Source organism: Streptomyces sp. NPDC020681, assembly GCF_044334895.1.
Classification (GTDB): Bacteria; Actinomycetota; Actinomycetes; order Streptomycetales; family Streptomycetaceae; genus Streptomyces.
Map to the genome: position 1 here is coordinate 236,177 of NZ_JBIRTX010000004.1, position 13,875 is coordinate 250,051.

Sequence of the window (13,875 nt, forward strand, 5' to 3'; positions counted from 1 at the left end):
GGCCTGACCCCTTCCCCCATCTCCCCCTCTTCCCCCCGTTCCCCCCGTTCCCCCATCCCCCTGGCTTTCGCAGCGCCGGCTCAGCGCTCCCGGTGCTCGCTCAGCTCAGCGACGCCACGGCCCACTCCCCGGCGGCCGCCAGTGCGATACCCGCACCGAGCACCGCGGTCGCGACCCTGGTACGCCCCTGACGGCTGAGGACCAGCGCGCTGCCGGAAAGGATCAGCGCGATTCCGTAGAAACCCATCGTCAGTACGGAGTGCGTGGAGCCGAGCCGGAGTACGAGTGTCAGGCCGACGGCGATCATGATGACCGCCGACAAGGCGATCCGGATACCGCGTGCCTGACGTGGTGTGAGCCCCTGCCGTTCCGGGCCCGAATTGGCTTCTGACATGCACAGGAGCCTATCCGTCTCGTCCCCGCTCAGGCGGTCGGGGGCGAGACTCCCGCTGCTCATGCGCTCCGTGCGCTGCCTACGCCGGCCGTCCACAGAGGAGCGGTTCCGGTGAGCTGGCAGGCCATCAGATACAGCGGGATCGGTGGTGTGTAGGGGCTGGTTCCGTCGGGCCGGCGGAGCAGCCGCGGGTCGGTGGCCGGTACGTACGCGCCACGGGCGTAGTGCGAGGGCAGCGGCCAGGTCAGTTCGTGGTCGGAGCCGGCGGGCACGATCCACCACCACCAGTCGGTGTCGGCGAAGACGCAGCCGGTGCGCGGCAGCCGCCCGAGGAGGCGGAAGGCGTGCCGCGCGGGCACGCCCACGGCGTCGCAGCCCAGGGTGGGCTCCAGCGGAGGCGGGAGAGTGAGCCGGGTCAGCCCGCTCTCGTTCTCGTTGTTGCTTCGGCGGCCGCTCCGGGTCAGGAGCGTCGCCAGGTTCTTCAGCACTGACTTTCCGGTCCGCGTGCGTAACGCGACTGGCGGGGCATGAAGTGCGGCAGTTCCGCCCAGACGACGCGGCCCGTGCCGTGCGGGGCCTGGTGTGCGCCCCAGGAGGTGCTCACCGCCTCGACCAGCAGCAGCCCGCGCCCGCGCTCCTCCTCCAGACCCTCGCAGACGTGCGGGCCTGTCGGCGTGTGCCCCTGGTCCTGCACGGTTATCCGCAGGTGCTCGATGTTGTTCAGCAGCTCGCAGGCCACGAGATGGCCGTCGGTGTGCACGACCGCGTTGGTGACCAGCTCGGAGACCACCAGCATGGCCGTTTCATGGACATCGCCCCCGATGCCCCAGCAGCGGAGTCGTTCGCGTGCCAGCCGTCTCGCCCGGGAGACGTATTCGACGCGCGCAGGCAGCTCGAAGCCGTACCGGTGGAGGTCGACCCCCGAGCACGGGTCCAAGAGTGGGGCAAGGAGCGCGTCCTGGTTCACCGGACCACTGTCCCGCCGCACTGGCCACCTTGGCAAGGCCCACTGTGAAAAATCCAGAGTGGGCATATTCAGTTTCGCCGGGGCCGTGGCACACTGCTCGCAACAGCACGTGGGGAGGTCTCGAAGTGAGTGAACCGCGGTCCGCCCCCACCGTGGGGCAGGTCGTACTCGGCAAGCGCTTGCAGGATCTGCGGGAGCGGGCCGGGCTGAGGCGCGAGGAGGCCGCAAAGGTCCTCCGTGTGGCCGCGGGGACCATCCGTCGGATGGAGACCGCCGAGGTCGCACTGAAAATCCCTTATGTCCAGCTGTTGCTGAACGCATACGGGATCACCGACGACGAGGCCCGCGGATTCATCGAGCTGGCCGAGGAGGCCAACAAGCCGGGCTGGTGGCAGCGCTTTCACGACGTTCTGCCGGGCTGGTTCAGCATGTACGTCAGCCTGGAGGGGGCGGCCGGCCTCATCCGCTGTTACGAGCCGCACTTCGTGCCGGGGCTGCTGCAGACGGAGGACTACGCGCGGGCGATCATGCTCGGCGGAGCCGTCGGGCAGACCGACCCCGCGGACATCGAGCGCCATGTGGCGCTGCGCATGGAACGCCAGGCCCTGCTCACCCGCCAGCAGGCGCCCAGGCTGTGGGTGATCATGGACGAGACGGTGTTCCGCAGACCGGTCGGAGGTCCCGGCGTCATGCGAGCCCAGATCGACAAGCTGCTCGAAGGCGCCCAGCTGCCGAACGTCACCCTGCAGATCGCCGAGTTCAAGACCGGACACCACCCGGGCACGTACGGGCCCTTCGTCCTCTTCCGGTTCGCCGTCCCCGAGCTCCCGGACATGGTCTACAGCGAGTATCTGACCGGCGCCGTCTATCTGGACGCACGTCAGGAGGTCGCCTCCCATCTGGAGGTGCTGGACCGCATGGCGGCCCAGGCCGCGACTGCACAACGCACGAAGGAGATCCTCCGGGATCTCCGCAAGGAGCTGTGAATGGATCACATATACAACGGCATGCCTGCCGCCGAGCTGGGCGAGGTGGGCTGGCGCAAGCCGTGGAGCGGCGGGAACGGCGGAAACTGCTTCGAGACGATGAAGCTCGCCGACGGCCGCGTCGCGGTGCGCCAGTCCGCCGACCCGGACGGCCCCGCGCTGATCTACACCTCCGGCGAGATCGAAGCGTTCATCCAAGGGGCCAAGTCCGGGCAGGCGGACTTCCTGCTCACCTGACCGTTCGCGCCTCACTGTCCGTGGCCGAGGGCGGGAGCAGCGTGGCGAGGAACTTCCCCGGCGCCGAGACATTGCCTGCCGCGTCGATCGTCCGGTACTCGATCGTGTGCGTGCCGTAATCGGGAGTCGCGTCGTCCCACGGCACGGCCCGCGTCGTGCCGAGCTTTCCGTAGACGAGATCGTCGATGACCGTTCCGCCGGGCGTGAAGCGGAACGGCGCCTCGGCGTCGGTCGGCCAGCCGTAGTACGTCTGCCAGCCGTCGCCGTCGACCCGGAACTGCGAGACCACATAGCCGTCGCGGTCGTCCCGGGACGTCAGTTTCATCGTGAACGGGCCGTCGTAGACGTACTCCACCGGCCTGCCGGGCCGGTGGACCGTCCGCAGCGGCTTGGACAGCGCGTACTGACCGTGCGCCGGCGTCCCGTCGACCGTCCAGGTCAGCGCGGTGTGCGTACCGGCGATCCGGGCCGTGAGCGTATGGCTGCCCGGACGCAGGCGCAGCGCACCGAGATCGAGATCGCGGTCGTTGCCCGGGTTGGCCACCGGCCGGCCGTCGAGCGTCCAGCGGACGGAGAGCGTCCGGTCCGCCGGGTGTGTGGTGTCGGCGTACACCACCGACTCCGCGCCCACGGGAGCCGTCGTGTCCGTGTGGCCGGTGAAGGCCGCCGCGACGGGTTCGGGCCGCGTGACGACCTGGGTGTCCACGGTCCAGGAGACGGTACGGGTCAGTGCCTGGGACCCGCGGACCTTCGGGTCACGCACAAACGGCGTCGGGTCGGTGACGGTCGCCGTCAGCGTGTGCGTACCGCGCGACAGACCGAGCCGGCGCAGATCCAGCGTCCGCGCGTCACCGGCTTCCGGCAGCGGGCGGCCGTCGAGCCGCCATGCGACATCGAGTTCACCGCCGACCGGATGCAGCGTCTCCAGCCACACCGTGCGGTCGTCGCCGATCGGGGCGGAGTTCGGCGTGTGGCCCTGGAGAAGATTCACCTTGCCGGAGATCTTCTCCACCATCACCTCGCGCCCGACCTGGTCGAAGGCGTATCCGAGGGTCTTCATGATGGAGTGCTTGCTGGGCCGCCAGACGCCCTTGGTGGAGTACATCCCGCCCTCGAACCGGCCGATGACGCCGCCCGATTCGCTCTTCTCGCCGAGCCAGCGCCACCACTTGGCGCGCTGCTGCTTCATCTGCTCCTCGGTGAGGACGGTGTGGTGGGCCGACTCCGGCTCGCCGTCTGCGTATGTGCCGCCGGGGACACCGCGACCGTAGTAGTCGTACTCGTCCTGCAACTTGCCGAGCGAGTGGCCTATCTCGTGCGGTGTGATCAGCGAGGACAGCGCGTTGCCGCCGGAGGCCGTGGCGTAGGTGCCGCCGGCGCCGCCGTAGGTGTCGCTGTGGGCGAGCGCGACGATCTGCCGGTTCGCGGCAGTCGAGCCGGACACGAGATCGGCGAGCGCGCTCGCCGACGCGCTGTCGACGGTGAGCAGGCGCTGCACGCTGTTCGCGTTGCAGCCGCCCCAGAAGCCCATGCCCAGCGCGGTGTCACGGCGCGGTGAGTCCAGCGCGGGGTCGCAGTCCACACCCGACTCGGCGGACGGAACCTCGACGGCCCACACATTGACGTACGAGCGGTACGAGGCGAACGGCTCGGTGGACCACAGCACATTGAGGTGCTTGTCGACATCGGCGCGGAAGGCCGGCATCTCGTCGGCGGTGTAACCGTCGCCCATGACGATGATGTTGAAGCGCTTGTCGGCCGGTCCCGTGGTCTGGACGGGTACGACGGTGGCGGCTTCGGTGACCGGTGGCGGCGTCTGTTCGGCGGTGGCCACGGGTGCGGTGCCCAGCAGGCAGCCGGCCAGCAGCGCGCCCGCGGTGGCGAGCAGCGCAGTTCTTCGGGTTCGTGTGCCGGGTGAGGTCATGAGGCCGGAGCGTACGACGACGCCCAACGGGGCGTAAAGACAGCTGAGTTGCCACAGATGCGGCTAGGGGGTGTCTTTCGGATCTTGCCGGGCTCGCGGGGTCTGGCACGGCACCTCGCCGCGTTGTCGTCAGTCGCCGACGCTCCGCGTCGTCTCCTTCCTCCGCCTTGCGCTGCACCGCACCAGACCCCGCTCACTGATCCGGCCTGATCCAAAAGACACCCCCGGGAACATGCCGTGGCGCGAAGCCGCGCATCGCATCGCCTCACATTGCTCGCCGCACACCCCTTGCCGCCCTCAGCCCCTCTTTGTAACTTGGCGCAGGCGCTCTGTGGAAGCGCTTTCTATGTGCTCCCGACCGGACGAGGTGAGCTGGATGTCCAAGCCAGGAAGAGGCCGGTTAGCGATTTCTGCGGGTGTGCTGCTGATGGCGCTGGTCGCGCAGCCGGCACTCGCACAGGACGACGCACCGATACCCGACCCGCTGCCGGATCCCGCCGTGTCCCGGCAGGGCCTGGTGCTGGAGGAGTTCGCGACGCTGCCGAAGTCCGAGCCGGTGCCGCCGCCGACGGACGCCCGGCTCAAGCGCTGGGCCCGGATCAACTACCTCGGCGAACTGCCCGACCGCTCACGGCGGTTGTACGTACCCGACCTCAACGGCAAGCTCTATCTGCTGGACCGCAAGGGCACGGCCCGCGAATACCTCGACGTCGGCGCGGCCGCGGGACCCGACTTCTGGTCGCACCAAGGGCTCGGCAGCGGCTTCGGTTTCGTCGCCTTCCACCCGGCCTTCGCCAAGAACGGCAAGTTCTACACCGTCCACACCGAGGCGCGCGCCGCGCTCACGGACAAGACGCCCGACCTGCCGTATCCGGCCGGCACCCGCATTCACAGCGTGATCACCGAGTGGACCGCCGCCGACCCGGCCGCGCCCACCTTCAGCGGCACCCGCCGCGAAGTCATGCGGCTCGGCTTCCTGAACACCTATCACGACATCCAGGAGATCAACTTCAACCCGAACGCCCGGCCGCGCGACAAGGACTACGGACTCCTCTACATCGCGGCCGGTGACGGCGCGGCCGGCGCCGGCGGCACCGTCCCGCAGGATCTGACAGCCCCACAGGGCAAGATCCTGCGCATCGACCCGCTCGGAAGCAACGGCCCGGGCGGCAAGTACGGCATCCCGGCCGACAACCCTTTCGTGGGCCGGCCCGGCGCGCTCGGCGAGATCTTCGCGTACGGACTGCGCGACCCGCACCGCTTCAGCTGGGACACCGGCGGCCGGCACCAGATGTTCATCGGCCACATCGGCGAGCACCGCGTCGAGTCCGTCTACGAGGCGAAGGCGGGCGACAACTTCGGCTGGAGCCTGCGCGAAGGCCCCTTCGCCTACCGCAAGGCGGACAACCCGACGTGCGGAGTCTTCCCGCTGCCCGCCGACGACGCGAAGAACGGCTACACCTATCCCGTCGCCGCCTTCGACCACAACCCGCCTCCGGACAAGCCCTGTTCGGACAGCGGCAACGCCCTGATCGGCGGGTTCGTCTACCGCGGCTGCGAGATCCCCGAGCTGTACGGCAAGTACATCTACTCCGAAGGCGTCGGCGGCCGCATCTTCTACTCCGACGTCCGCGAGATGCGCCGCGGCGGACCGCTCGCAAAGGTCCACCAGCTCCAGATCCTCGACGCGGCCGGGACCGCCACCACCATGAAGGCGCTCGCCGGGCACGAGCGCGTGGACCTGCGCTTCGGCACCGACCGCGCCGGTGAGCTCTATGTACTCGCCAAGGCCAACGGGAAGATCTGGAAGGTCACCGATGCACGCTAGAGGAATCCTCACGGCAGCTCTCGTCCTGGCCCTGCTGCCCCTGACGCTCACACCGGCCGGGGCGAGCGGCCACCACGGCCCCGTCCAGCCCAGCCTGAAGCGGAACCTCGTCGCGTACTACGACTTCGGCCATCCGGTGCACGGCGACCCGGGCCGGGAACGCGACCAGGGCCGCTCCGGCACCGACATCCACCTGGTCAACGGCGGCTCGCAGATGCGCGTACGCGACAGCCGGCGCGGCCATGTCCTCGAGACGCGGCAGATCTCACCGGCCACCGCGGGCAACGACGACTGGAAGGCCGGCGTCTACGGCCCGGACGGCGTGCCCACCCTGCACGCCTTCAACGCGGTGCGCGAGACGACCGTCATGGGCTGGTTCAAGATGACCGGCGAGAACCCCAGCCCCAACTCCGGCTCCGCCAACCCCGACGACCGCTACGGCGCCATCGGACTGGCCGGAGTGCTCTCCGGCAATTCCAACGGCCATGACGTCCGCGCGCTGCTCGAACTCATCACCGTCGAGGGCGAGATGAAGGTCGTCGCACTCGGCCGCCGGATCGACGGCAGCAGTTCACAGACCTTCGCGGCCGACGCCGACTGGCAGACGCTGCTCCCGCAGGACACCTGGGTCCATCTCGCCGCCACCTTCGACTACGACGACGGCACCATGGCCCTGTATCGCAACGGCCGCGCGGTGCCCGGCTTCTACACCCTCACCGGCGACCCGTGGGGCGTCGCAGGGCCGCCGGAACCGGACACGGCGTCGCCGAGCGACCCGCGCGGCATCAAGATCGGCGGCAGCTATCCGCAGAACACCAAGGAAGGCAACCCCTGCAACTGCCGGATGGACGAGCTGATGTTCCTCGACCGGGCGCTGACCCCGGGCGAGATCCGTGCCCAGTACGTCAGGAGCCTGCGATGAGGACGCACAGGCCGGGATTGCTGAAACCACTCGTCGCGCTCCTCGGACTCGCCCTGGTCTGGACGCCGTTCATGGCACCCGCGCAGCAGGCCCAGGCACTGCCCGACGGACTCGCGCTCACCCCGCCGATGGGCTTCAACAACTGGAACTCCACCGGCTGCGCCATCGACGAGCAGATGATCCGGGACACCGCCGACTTGTTCGTGACGACCGGACTGAAGGACGCCGGGTACGAGTACGTCAACGTCGACGACTGCTGGGCCGCCGAGAAACGTGACCCGGTCACCGGACGTCTCACCCACCATCCGACGCGCTTCCCGAGCGGCATCAAGGCGCTGGCCGACTATGTCCACTCCAAGGGGCTGAAGTTCGGCATCTACACCAGCGCCGGCACGCTCACCTGCGCCAAGACCATGCCCGGCGCACTCGACCACGAGGAGACCGACGCCCAGACCTTCGCGGACTGGGGCGTCGACTACCTCAAGTACGACAACTGCAACAACCAGGGGCGGCCCGCGCTGGAGCGCTACACCAGGATGCGCGACGCGCTCAAGAAGACCGGCCGCCCGATCGTCTACTCGCTCTGCGAATGGGGCCAGAACAAGCCCTGGGAGTGGGGCTCGGACGTCGGCCATCTGTGGCGGACCACCGGCGACATCAACGACAGCTGGCAGTCCATGCTGACGCTGTTCAAGACCAACGCACCGCTCGCGCCGCACGCCGGACCGGGCCGCTGGAACGACCCCGACATGCTGGAGGTCGGCAACGGCGGCATGACCGCGACTGAGTACCGCTCGCACTTCAGCCTCTGGTCGGTGATGGCCGCGCCGCTGCTCATCGGCACCGATCTGCGCAAGGCCACCCCGGAAACCCTGAAGATCCTTTCCAACAAGGAGGTCATCGCGGTCGACCAGGACCGGCTCGGAGTCCAGGCCAAGGTGCTGCGCGGCGACGACGGCCACTGGGTCCTCGTAAAACCGCTCGCCGACGGGGACTTCGCCGTCGCGCTCTTCAACGAGACCGAGACGACCGCGACCTTCGGCACGACAGCGAAGGAACTCGGTCTGCCGAAGCGGGCCGGATACGCCGTCCGCGACCTGTGGCAGCACCGTACGAACGAGACGGCCGGCGCGGTGAGCGCGACCGTACCGCCGCACGGCACCGCGCTGTTCCGGGTCTCGGCGGACGACGACTGGTGGAAGTCGCCGCCCGCAGCCGAGCTCGGAGTCGACCTGCCGCAGCCCGCCGTGGGCATTCCCGGCAACCTCACTCCCGCCGGCCGCAGCTTCACCGCCAAGGTCACCACCACCGCTCAGGGCCGCGCCCCGCTCATCGCGCCCAGGCTGGAGCTGACCGCACCGGCCGGCTGGAAGGTGAAACAGACCGGCCGCACCAGCACCCCGGTCCTCACCACCGGCCGTTCGCTGACCGCCGCGTGGGAGATCACCCCGCCTGCCGACACCCCGCCGGGCACAGCACCGCTGAGCACCCGGCTCAGCTACCGGGCCATCGGCCACGGCGAACAACGGCAGTCCACCGACGACACGCTGATCGTGCCGAAGGCCGTGCCCGCCGGAACCACCCAGCTGTCCGACGACGACTGGGCCTGGGCGAGCAATGGCTACGGCCACGTCGAACGCGACATGTCCAACGGCGGCGCCAAAGGCGGTGACGGCAAGACCCTCACCATCAACGGCACTTCGTACGCCAAGGGCATCGGCACCCATGCCCCGGTGCAGCTCGTCTACTACCTGGCCGGACGGTGCACCGGACTCGCCACGGACGTGGGCGTGGACGACGAACGCGATCCGCGCGAGCCGGAGCAGGGCACGATCACCGCGGAGATCTGGGCCGACGGCAGCAAACGCGCGGACAGCGGACTGCGCACCTGGCAGGACCCGGCGCTCTCGCTGAACGCCGATCTCGGCGGGGCGCAGTATCTGCGGCTCGTCGGCACGATCGGCCCGGACACCAATCGCTACGACCGGATCGACTGGGCGGGGCCGGTGCTGACCTGCACTTCCTGAGGCGCTTTCGGTCCTCGAAGGCGTAGTTGACACCGATGACGCAGTACGCAGCCGGTGAGCACCACGCCGGCTGCGGCTGCGTACGCCGGAGTGCCCACGGCCTCCGGCTCGACGCCCAGGTACACGGTCGCGTACTTCGCCGCACCGGCCGCCGCGACCGCGAGCCACTCCCACCGGCCGTCGAGCGCGACCAGTGCCACCAGCAGCAGTGCGTACCAGGAGTAGCCCGGAGTCAGCAGCAGAAAGGCCGTGCCGGTGACCAACAGCGCGCCGCTCCAAGGCCGGTGCGGATCGCCGCGCCACAGCACGTACGCGGTGACCGCGAGCATCCCCGCGAGTACGGCCGCGGGCGCCCAGCCGTCCGGCAGCACCAGCCGCAACAGGGCATAGCGGTTGCTGGCCGAGGGGTCGTCGTAGCCCTCCTCCTCCATGTAGCCGCCGAGGAATCCGAAGACGGAGTCCTTCGAGGCCAGCGCGTACGGCAGATAGCTGAGCGCGACCACGGCCGCGGCCGGCAGCAGTACGAACGCCGCGTCCCGCACCCGCCGCACGCCTGACAGCGCGCCCGGCAGCACCACGGCGGGCATCAGCTTGGTCGCGACGGCGGCGCCGAGTAGCGCTCCGCCTGCGGACCGCCGGCGCACGACCACACCGAGGCCTGCGACCGCGAGCAGCGCGCCGAGCACATCGGCATGCGCGTTGTTCACCGCCTCGATCGGCACGATCGGACACCAGGCCCAGTACGCCGCCTGCCGCGGATCGCCGCGCCGCCGCAGGACCAGCAGCAGAGCGGCGGTCGCACCGAGCGACAGCAGCGCACCGCCCGTCTGCAGGGACTTGTGCCGCGCGCCGTCCGGCGAGAGCGCGTGGACGAGCAGAAAGTAGCCCTCCGAGACCGGTGGGTAGATGGTGTGCACCTGCGGCCGGTTGATCCGCGTGCAGTGCACTTCGCCTTCGGGGCCCGGAATCCGCGCCCGGTCCGGGCCCGCGCACGCGGCCCCGGCCGGGAAGAGCCAGCCATCGCGCAGCCCGGAGAGCGCAGGATCGGCGGGAGCGTGGTCGTACGGCGAGATCCCGGCGGCCTGGACCCTGCCGTCCCAGGCATAGCGGTACGAGTCGGTGCTGGTGCGCGGCGGAGCGAGCAGCCCGGTCGCCGCCACCGCGACACCGCCCGCGACGATCAGCGCCACGGCATGGCGCACCGGGGCTTTGCGCACGGCGATCACCGCGGCGGCGAACAGCGCCCAGCACGTCGCGTACCACCATGAAAGACCCGCGGAATCGGTGAAATAGCCGTCCTTGCGGATGGTCAGGGCGAGCACGGCGGTGAGGGCGGCCAACAGGGTGCCTGCGGCGAGCGTGCGCGGGTTGACCACGGGCTGGTTGATCACAGACTCAGCGTCGCAGCCGGAGCGCACGCCGAGCGGATGACGCCCCCTGACGTCCGCATTCCGTAAGGTGTCACAGCAGCCCACGAGGGTCTCGGCGGGGTTCTCATGGATGCATGAAGCTACTGCCGACATTCTCGGGCAGGCTGCACGACGCACGCACGGCCACCATGATCGGCCGCTGGCTGGGCGCGGCGATCGCCGTCTGCTTCGTGACCGGTGTCTTGAGCCACTATCTGCAGCACCCGCCGGACTGGCTGGAGAACGTGCTGCCGAGCCGGCCGTACTGGGGCTACCGGGTCACGCAAGGCCTGCATGTGGCCAGCGGCATCGCGGCGATCCCGCTGCTGCTCGCCAAGTTGTGGACGGTCTATCCGCGGCTGTTCGTGTGGCCGCCGCTGAAGTCGCTGCGGCACGCGCTGGAGCGGCTGTCCGTGGCGGTACTGGTCGCCGCGGCCCTCTTCCAGCTGTTCACCGGGCTGCTGAACACCATCCAGTGGTACCCGTGGCCGTTCTCCTTCGTACCCGTGCACTTCGCCGTCGCCTGGCTGCTGGCGGGTGCGGTGGTCCTGCATGTAGCGGTCAAGTACCCGGAGATCAAGGCACATTGGAGCAGCCGCGCGGCGGGCACGCTCGAACTCCCGGCGGCCGACGGACCCGACCGCCGCTCCTTGCTCACCGGCGTCGCCGCCGCCGTCGGCGCGGTCACGCTGACGACCGTCGGCCAGTCCTTCACCCCGCTCAAACGGTTCGACCTGCTCGCGCCACGGCATCCGGACCACGGGCCGCAGGGACTGCCGGTCAACCGCACGGCCGCCGCCGCTGGTCTCGCGGGTGTGAGCACGGTCCACTGGCGGCTCACGGTGGTCGGCGACCGGTCCTACGCCCTGACCCTCGACGAACTCGCCGCGTTGGCCCAGCACACCGTGACCCTGCCGATCGCCTGCGTCGAGGGCTGGAGCAAGTCGGCCCGGTGGACCGGCGTGCGCGTACGGGACCTGGTGCGGAGCGCCGGCGGCCGGCCCGACTCGACGGTGCGGGTCGTCTCGCTGGAGAAGCGCGGCACCTACCGCGTGATGGAGATGGGCGCCGACTACACCGAGGATCCGCTGACCCTGCTGGCCCTGCGACTCAACGGCCAGGTGCTGAGCCTCGACCACGGCTTCCCGGCACGGATCATCGCGCCGAACCGGCCGGGTGTGCTGCAGACCAAGTGGGTCACCAGAATGGAGATCATCTGATGCGGATCGTGCTGGGCGCTCTCGGTCTCGCGCTGATGACGGCCGGAGCGACGCTCCTGTTCACCGGCGGGCAGATCAAGGACGTCGCGGTCTGGCTCGCGGGCGCGGTGGTGCTGCACGACGGGATCATCGCGCCGCTGGTCATCGGCGTCGGCCTGCTGCTCGCCGGCATCCCGGCCCGCGGCACGGTCCGCGGCGCGCTGATCGTGGCCGGCTCGCTGACGGTGATCGCGCTGCCGCTGCTGCTGCGACCGGGTGCGCCGACGAACCCGTCCGCGCTGCCGCTCGACTATCTGCGCAACTGGCTGCTGTTGCTGGCGGCGGTGGCCGTGCTCACCGGGGGGTTGATGGTGGCCAGGTGGTTGCTGCGACGCGTACCGCCGCCGCGGCGGGTGCCGCGCCGCTGAACATCTGTTGAACGGGTCACCGGGCCGGCGGGATTCGCCGCGCTCCCGGGCATAGTGGCAGGTGAGTGCCCTTCCACAGTGCCCATTCACGCCGGGCAGCGGGTCGCGAACGGGGGACCGGCCATGGTCAGATTCGTCCACAAACAGCTCGCCACCGCCTTGGTCTGCATCCTCTCGGGCGTGACCGGCTGGGCGGTCGCGTCCGCGGTCAACGGCCCGCCGGATCTGCCGGGTTGGTGGTTCCCGCTCGCGATGCTGGGCTGGGCGGTCCTGTGGAGCCTGCTCTCCACGACCAGGCTCCTGGGCGGCGGCGATGTCACGCTGTTCCGCACGGCCGTCCCGCTCGCCGACCCGGCCACCGCGGGACGCGCCCCGTTCGTCAGGGCGTACGGACTGCTCCTGGCGGCGGCCACGCTGCTGACGACGGCGGTGGCGCTGTACGAGCCGCTGGCGGTCGTCTTCAACTTGTTCTGGGCGATGGACCCACTGATGCGGGCGGAGCGGGCGGCGCGCTGGGAACGGGGGAGGGGTGTCCTGCTCTGGCAGGGCCGTACGGTTCCTCCGGACCAGCGGGTCCGTGCGGGCTCGGTCTTCACCACCCCGCGCGGGGCTACGCCGGTCGCGGGCTGACTTCGGCTCCGGACTGCTTGGTGGCGGAAGCCATGGCGCGCACCACGAGCCGGCGGCTCAGCAGCCGTCCGGCGACCGTCGCCATCCGGTTCAGCCGGCCGACGACCACGCTCGGCGGGGGGTTGCGGCGGTCGAGCGTGCGCAGGGCCGTGTCGACAACTTCCTTCGGGGTCTGCAGCCTGCGCCCGTTGGACGTGTCCATCGTGCCGACGACGTCGAAGAACTCGGTCGCGGTTGCGCCGGGGGACAGGGCGATCACCCGCAGCCCCGTGCCGCGGGACTCCTGCCAGAGCGCCTCGGTGAAGTTCAGCACGAAGGCCTTCGTCGCCGCGTAGACGGCCATGTTGGGCGTCGGCGCGTATGCGGCCATGCTCGCCACATTGATCAGCACGCCATTGCCCGCAGCGCGAAGTTGGTCGATGAACGCGCGGCTGAGGTCCACCACCGCCGCCACATCGACGGCGATCTCCTGCTCCAGCCGATCGGCGTGCTCCTCGTGGAACGGGCCGAAGGTCCCGAACCCGGCACAGTTGACCAGGCTGGACAGCCGTATGCCCCGCCGCGAGACCTCGCCGGCGAGCGTGAGGCCCGCGCTCGGGGCGCTCAGGTCGAGCGGGATCACCGTCACCCGGATCCCGTGCGCGGAGATCAATTCCTTGGCCAGCGTCTCGAGCCGGTCGCGCCGGCGGGCGACGAGCACGAGGTCCGAGCCCCGCCGCGCGAGCTGATGGGCAAACTCCGTGCCGATGCCTGAACTGGCGCCGGTGAGGAGGGTGGTCCCGTTGCGGTAGTCGACTGCGGTCATGACAGCTCTCCCAGGGGTCGGGCGGACAGAGGCGCGTTCCGGCGCAGTGGTCAGACCGTACGCCATTCTGACACCGAGTGCCAGGTAGTCCTTGAGTGCGCGCCTGGCAGTGTATTCTG

General features: G+C 70.0%; 14 protein-coding genes. 8 read left to right on the plus strand and 6 right to left on the minus strand.

The window, feature by feature from the left end; translation table 11 throughout:
• Positions 1-100: 100 nt before the first annotated feature.
• From ACH4YL_RS11230 to ACH4YL_RS11240, 3 genes are read right to left on the minus strand one after another with little or no spacing between them, the layout of a single operon-like run.
• Positions 101-394, minus strand: coding sequence for a hypothetical protein (locus ACH4YL_RS11230; protein ID WP_398506988.1), 294 nt, complete (start codon positions 392-394; stop codon positions 101-103).
• A 59-nt stretch (positions 395-453) separates the two neighbouring features.
• Entirely contained in the window at positions 454-882 is a 429-nt protein-coding gene (locus ACH4YL_RS11235) for a hypothetical protein (protein ID WP_398506990.1), read from the minus strand.
• Positions 876-1,361 carry an ATP-binding protein gene (locus ACH4YL_RS11240; RefSeq protein WP_398506991.1) on the minus strand — a complete coding sequence of 162 codons (486 nt, stop codon included), beginning with the start codon at positions 1,359-1,361 and terminating at the stop codon, positions 876-878. The genes ACH4YL_RS11235 and ACH4YL_RS11240 overlap by 7 nt, the downstream gene beginning before the upstream one ends.
• Positions 1,362-1,486: 125 nt before the next feature.
• On the opposite strand from ACH4YL_RS11240, the gene ACH4YL_RS11245 reads away from it, so the two are divergent.
• Together ACH4YL_RS11245 and ACH4YL_RS11250 are read left to right on the plus strand one after the other, a co-directional pair.
• Positions 1,487-2,347 carry a helix-turn-helix domain-containing protein gene (locus ACH4YL_RS11245; protein ID WP_398506993.1) on the plus strand — a complete coding sequence of 287 codons (861 nt, stop codon included), beginning with the start codon at positions 1,487-1,489 and terminating at the stop codon, positions 2,345-2,347.
• The gene (locus ACH4YL_RS11250) at positions 2,348-2,584 is read left to right on the plus strand and encodes a DUF397 domain-containing protein (RefSeq protein ID WP_398506995.1); all 237 of its coding nucleotides are present in this window, start codon (positions 2,348-2,350) and stop codon (positions 2,582-2,584) included.
• On the opposite strand, the gene ACH4YL_RS11255 is transcribed toward ACH4YL_RS11250, so the two are convergent.
• Complete coding sequence (locus tag ACH4YL_RS11255) at positions 2,577-4,508, minus strand: M64 family metallopeptidase (RefSeq protein WP_398506997.1); 1,932 nt, start codon at positions 4,506-4,508, stop codon at positions 2,577-2,579. The two genes, ACH4YL_RS11250 and ACH4YL_RS11255, sit on opposite strands and share 8 nt — an antisense overlap.
• Positions 4,509-4,884: 376 nt before the next feature.
• On the opposite strand from ACH4YL_RS11255, the gene ACH4YL_RS11260 reads away from it, so the two are divergent.
• Genes ACH4YL_RS11260 through ACH4YL_RS11270 form a run of 3 tightly spaced genes read left to right on the plus strand, consistent with a single transcriptional unit; the run spans position 4,885 to position 9,285 of the window.
• Positions 4,885-6,336, plus strand: coding sequence for a PQQ-dependent sugar dehydrogenase (locus tag ACH4YL_RS11260; RefSeq protein ID WP_398506999.1), 1,452 nt, complete (start codon positions 4,885-4,887; stop codon positions 6,334-6,336).
• Positions 6,326-7,258, plus strand: a complete 933-nt coding sequence (locus ACH4YL_RS11265) for a LamG-like jellyroll fold domain-containing protein (RefSeq protein ID WP_398507001.1) — start codon at positions 6,326-6,328, stop codon at positions 7,256-7,258. Before ACH4YL_RS11260 ends, ACH4YL_RS11265 begins: the two co-directional genes overlap by 11 nt.
• Complete coding sequence (locus ACH4YL_RS11270) at positions 7,255-9,285, plus strand: NPCBM/NEW2 domain-containing protein (RefSeq protein WP_398507003.1); 2,031 nt, start codon at positions 7,255-7,257, stop codon at positions 9,283-9,285. The genes ACH4YL_RS11265 and ACH4YL_RS11270 overlap by 4 nt, the downstream gene beginning before the upstream one ends.
• Here the strand turns inward: ACH4YL_RS11270 and ACH4YL_RS11275 are convergent.
• The gene (locus ACH4YL_RS11275; protein ID WP_398507005.1) at positions 9,237-10,676 is read right to left on the minus strand and encodes a glycosyltransferase 87 family protein; all 1,440 of its coding nucleotides are present in this window, start codon (positions 10,674-10,676) and stop codon (positions 9,237-9,239) included. The two genes, ACH4YL_RS11270 and ACH4YL_RS11275, sit on opposite strands and share 49 nt — an antisense overlap.
• 113 nt (positions 10,677-10,789) lie before the next feature.
• Between ACH4YL_RS11275 and ACH4YL_RS11280 the strand changes: the two genes are divergently transcribed.
• From ACH4YL_RS11280 to ACH4YL_RS11290, 3 genes are all read left to right on the plus strand, one after another.
• Positions 10,790-11,914, plus strand: coding sequence for a molybdopterin-dependent oxidoreductase (locus tag ACH4YL_RS11280; RefSeq protein ID WP_398507007.1), 1,125 nt, complete (start codon positions 10,790-10,792; stop codon positions 11,912-11,914).
• Positions 11,914-12,321 carry a hypothetical protein gene (locus ACH4YL_RS11285; RefSeq protein ID WP_398507009.1) on the plus strand — a complete coding sequence of 136 codons (408 nt, stop codon included), beginning with the start codon at positions 11,914-11,916 and terminating at the stop codon, positions 12,319-12,321. Before ACH4YL_RS11280 ends, ACH4YL_RS11285 begins: the two co-directional genes overlap by 1 nt.
• Before the next feature lie 123 nt (positions 12,322-12,444).
• Positions 12,445-12,951, plus strand: a complete 507-nt coding sequence (locus ACH4YL_RS11290) for a hypothetical protein (protein ID WP_398507010.1) — start codon at positions 12,445-12,447, stop codon at positions 12,949-12,951.
• On the opposite strand, the gene ACH4YL_RS11295 is transcribed toward ACH4YL_RS11290, so the two are convergent.
• Positions 12,932-13,756: an SDR family NAD(P)-dependent oxidoreductase gene (locus ACH4YL_RS11295; protein WP_398507012.1), complete on the minus strand. Its 825-nt coding sequence runs from the start codon at positions 13,754-13,756 to the stop codon at positions 12,932-12,934. The two genes, ACH4YL_RS11290 and ACH4YL_RS11295, sit on opposite strands and share 20 nt — an antisense overlap.
• Positions 13,757-13,875 lie beyond the last annotated feature (119 nt).

What these genes read in the sequence shown, in the direction of transcription:
- ACH4YL_RS11250 (WP_398506995.1), top strand. Translation starts at nt 2,348, where the DNA reads ATGGATCACATATACAACGGCATGCCTGCCGCCGAGCTGGGCGAGGTG.
- ACH4YL_RS11265 (WP_398507001.1), top strand. Translation starts at nt 6,326, where the DNA reads ATGCACGCTAGAGGAATCCTCACGGCAGCTCTCGTCCTGGCCCTGCTG.
- ACH4YL_RS11270 (WP_398507003.1), top strand. Translation starts at nt 7,255, where the DNA reads ATGAGGACGCACAGGCCGGGATTGCTGAAACCACTCGTCGCGCTCCTC.
- ACH4YL_RS11260 (WP_398506999.1), top strand. Translation starts at nt 4,885, where the DNA reads ATGTCCAAGCCAGGAAGAGGCCGGTTAGCGATTTCTGCGGGTGTGCTG.
- ACH4YL_RS11295 (WP_398507012.1), bottom strand. Translation starts at nt 13,756, where the DNA reads ATGACCGCAGTCGACTACCGCAACGGGACCACCCTCCTCACCGGCGCC.
- ACH4YL_RS11290 (WP_398507010.1), top strand. Translation starts at nt 12,445, where the DNA reads ATGGTCAGATTCGTCCACAAACAGCTCGCCACCGCCTTGGTCTGCATC.
- ACH4YL_RS11255 (WP_398506997.1), bottom strand. Translation starts at nt 4,508, where the DNA reads ATGACCTCACCCGGCACACGAACCCGAAGAACTGCGCTGCTCGCCACC.
- ACH4YL_RS11230 (WP_398506988.1), bottom strand. Translation starts at nt 394, where the DNA reads ATGTCAGAAGCCAATTCGGGCCCGGAACGGCAGGGGCTCACACCACGT.
- ACH4YL_RS11285 (WP_398507009.1), top strand. Translation starts at nt 11,914, where the DNA reads ATGCGGATCGTGCTGGGCGCTCTCGGTCTCGCGCTGATGACGGCCGGA.
- ACH4YL_RS11280 (WP_398507007.1), top strand. Translation starts at nt 10,790, where the DNA reads ATGAAGCTACTGCCGACATTCTCGGGCAGGCTGCACGACGCACGCACG.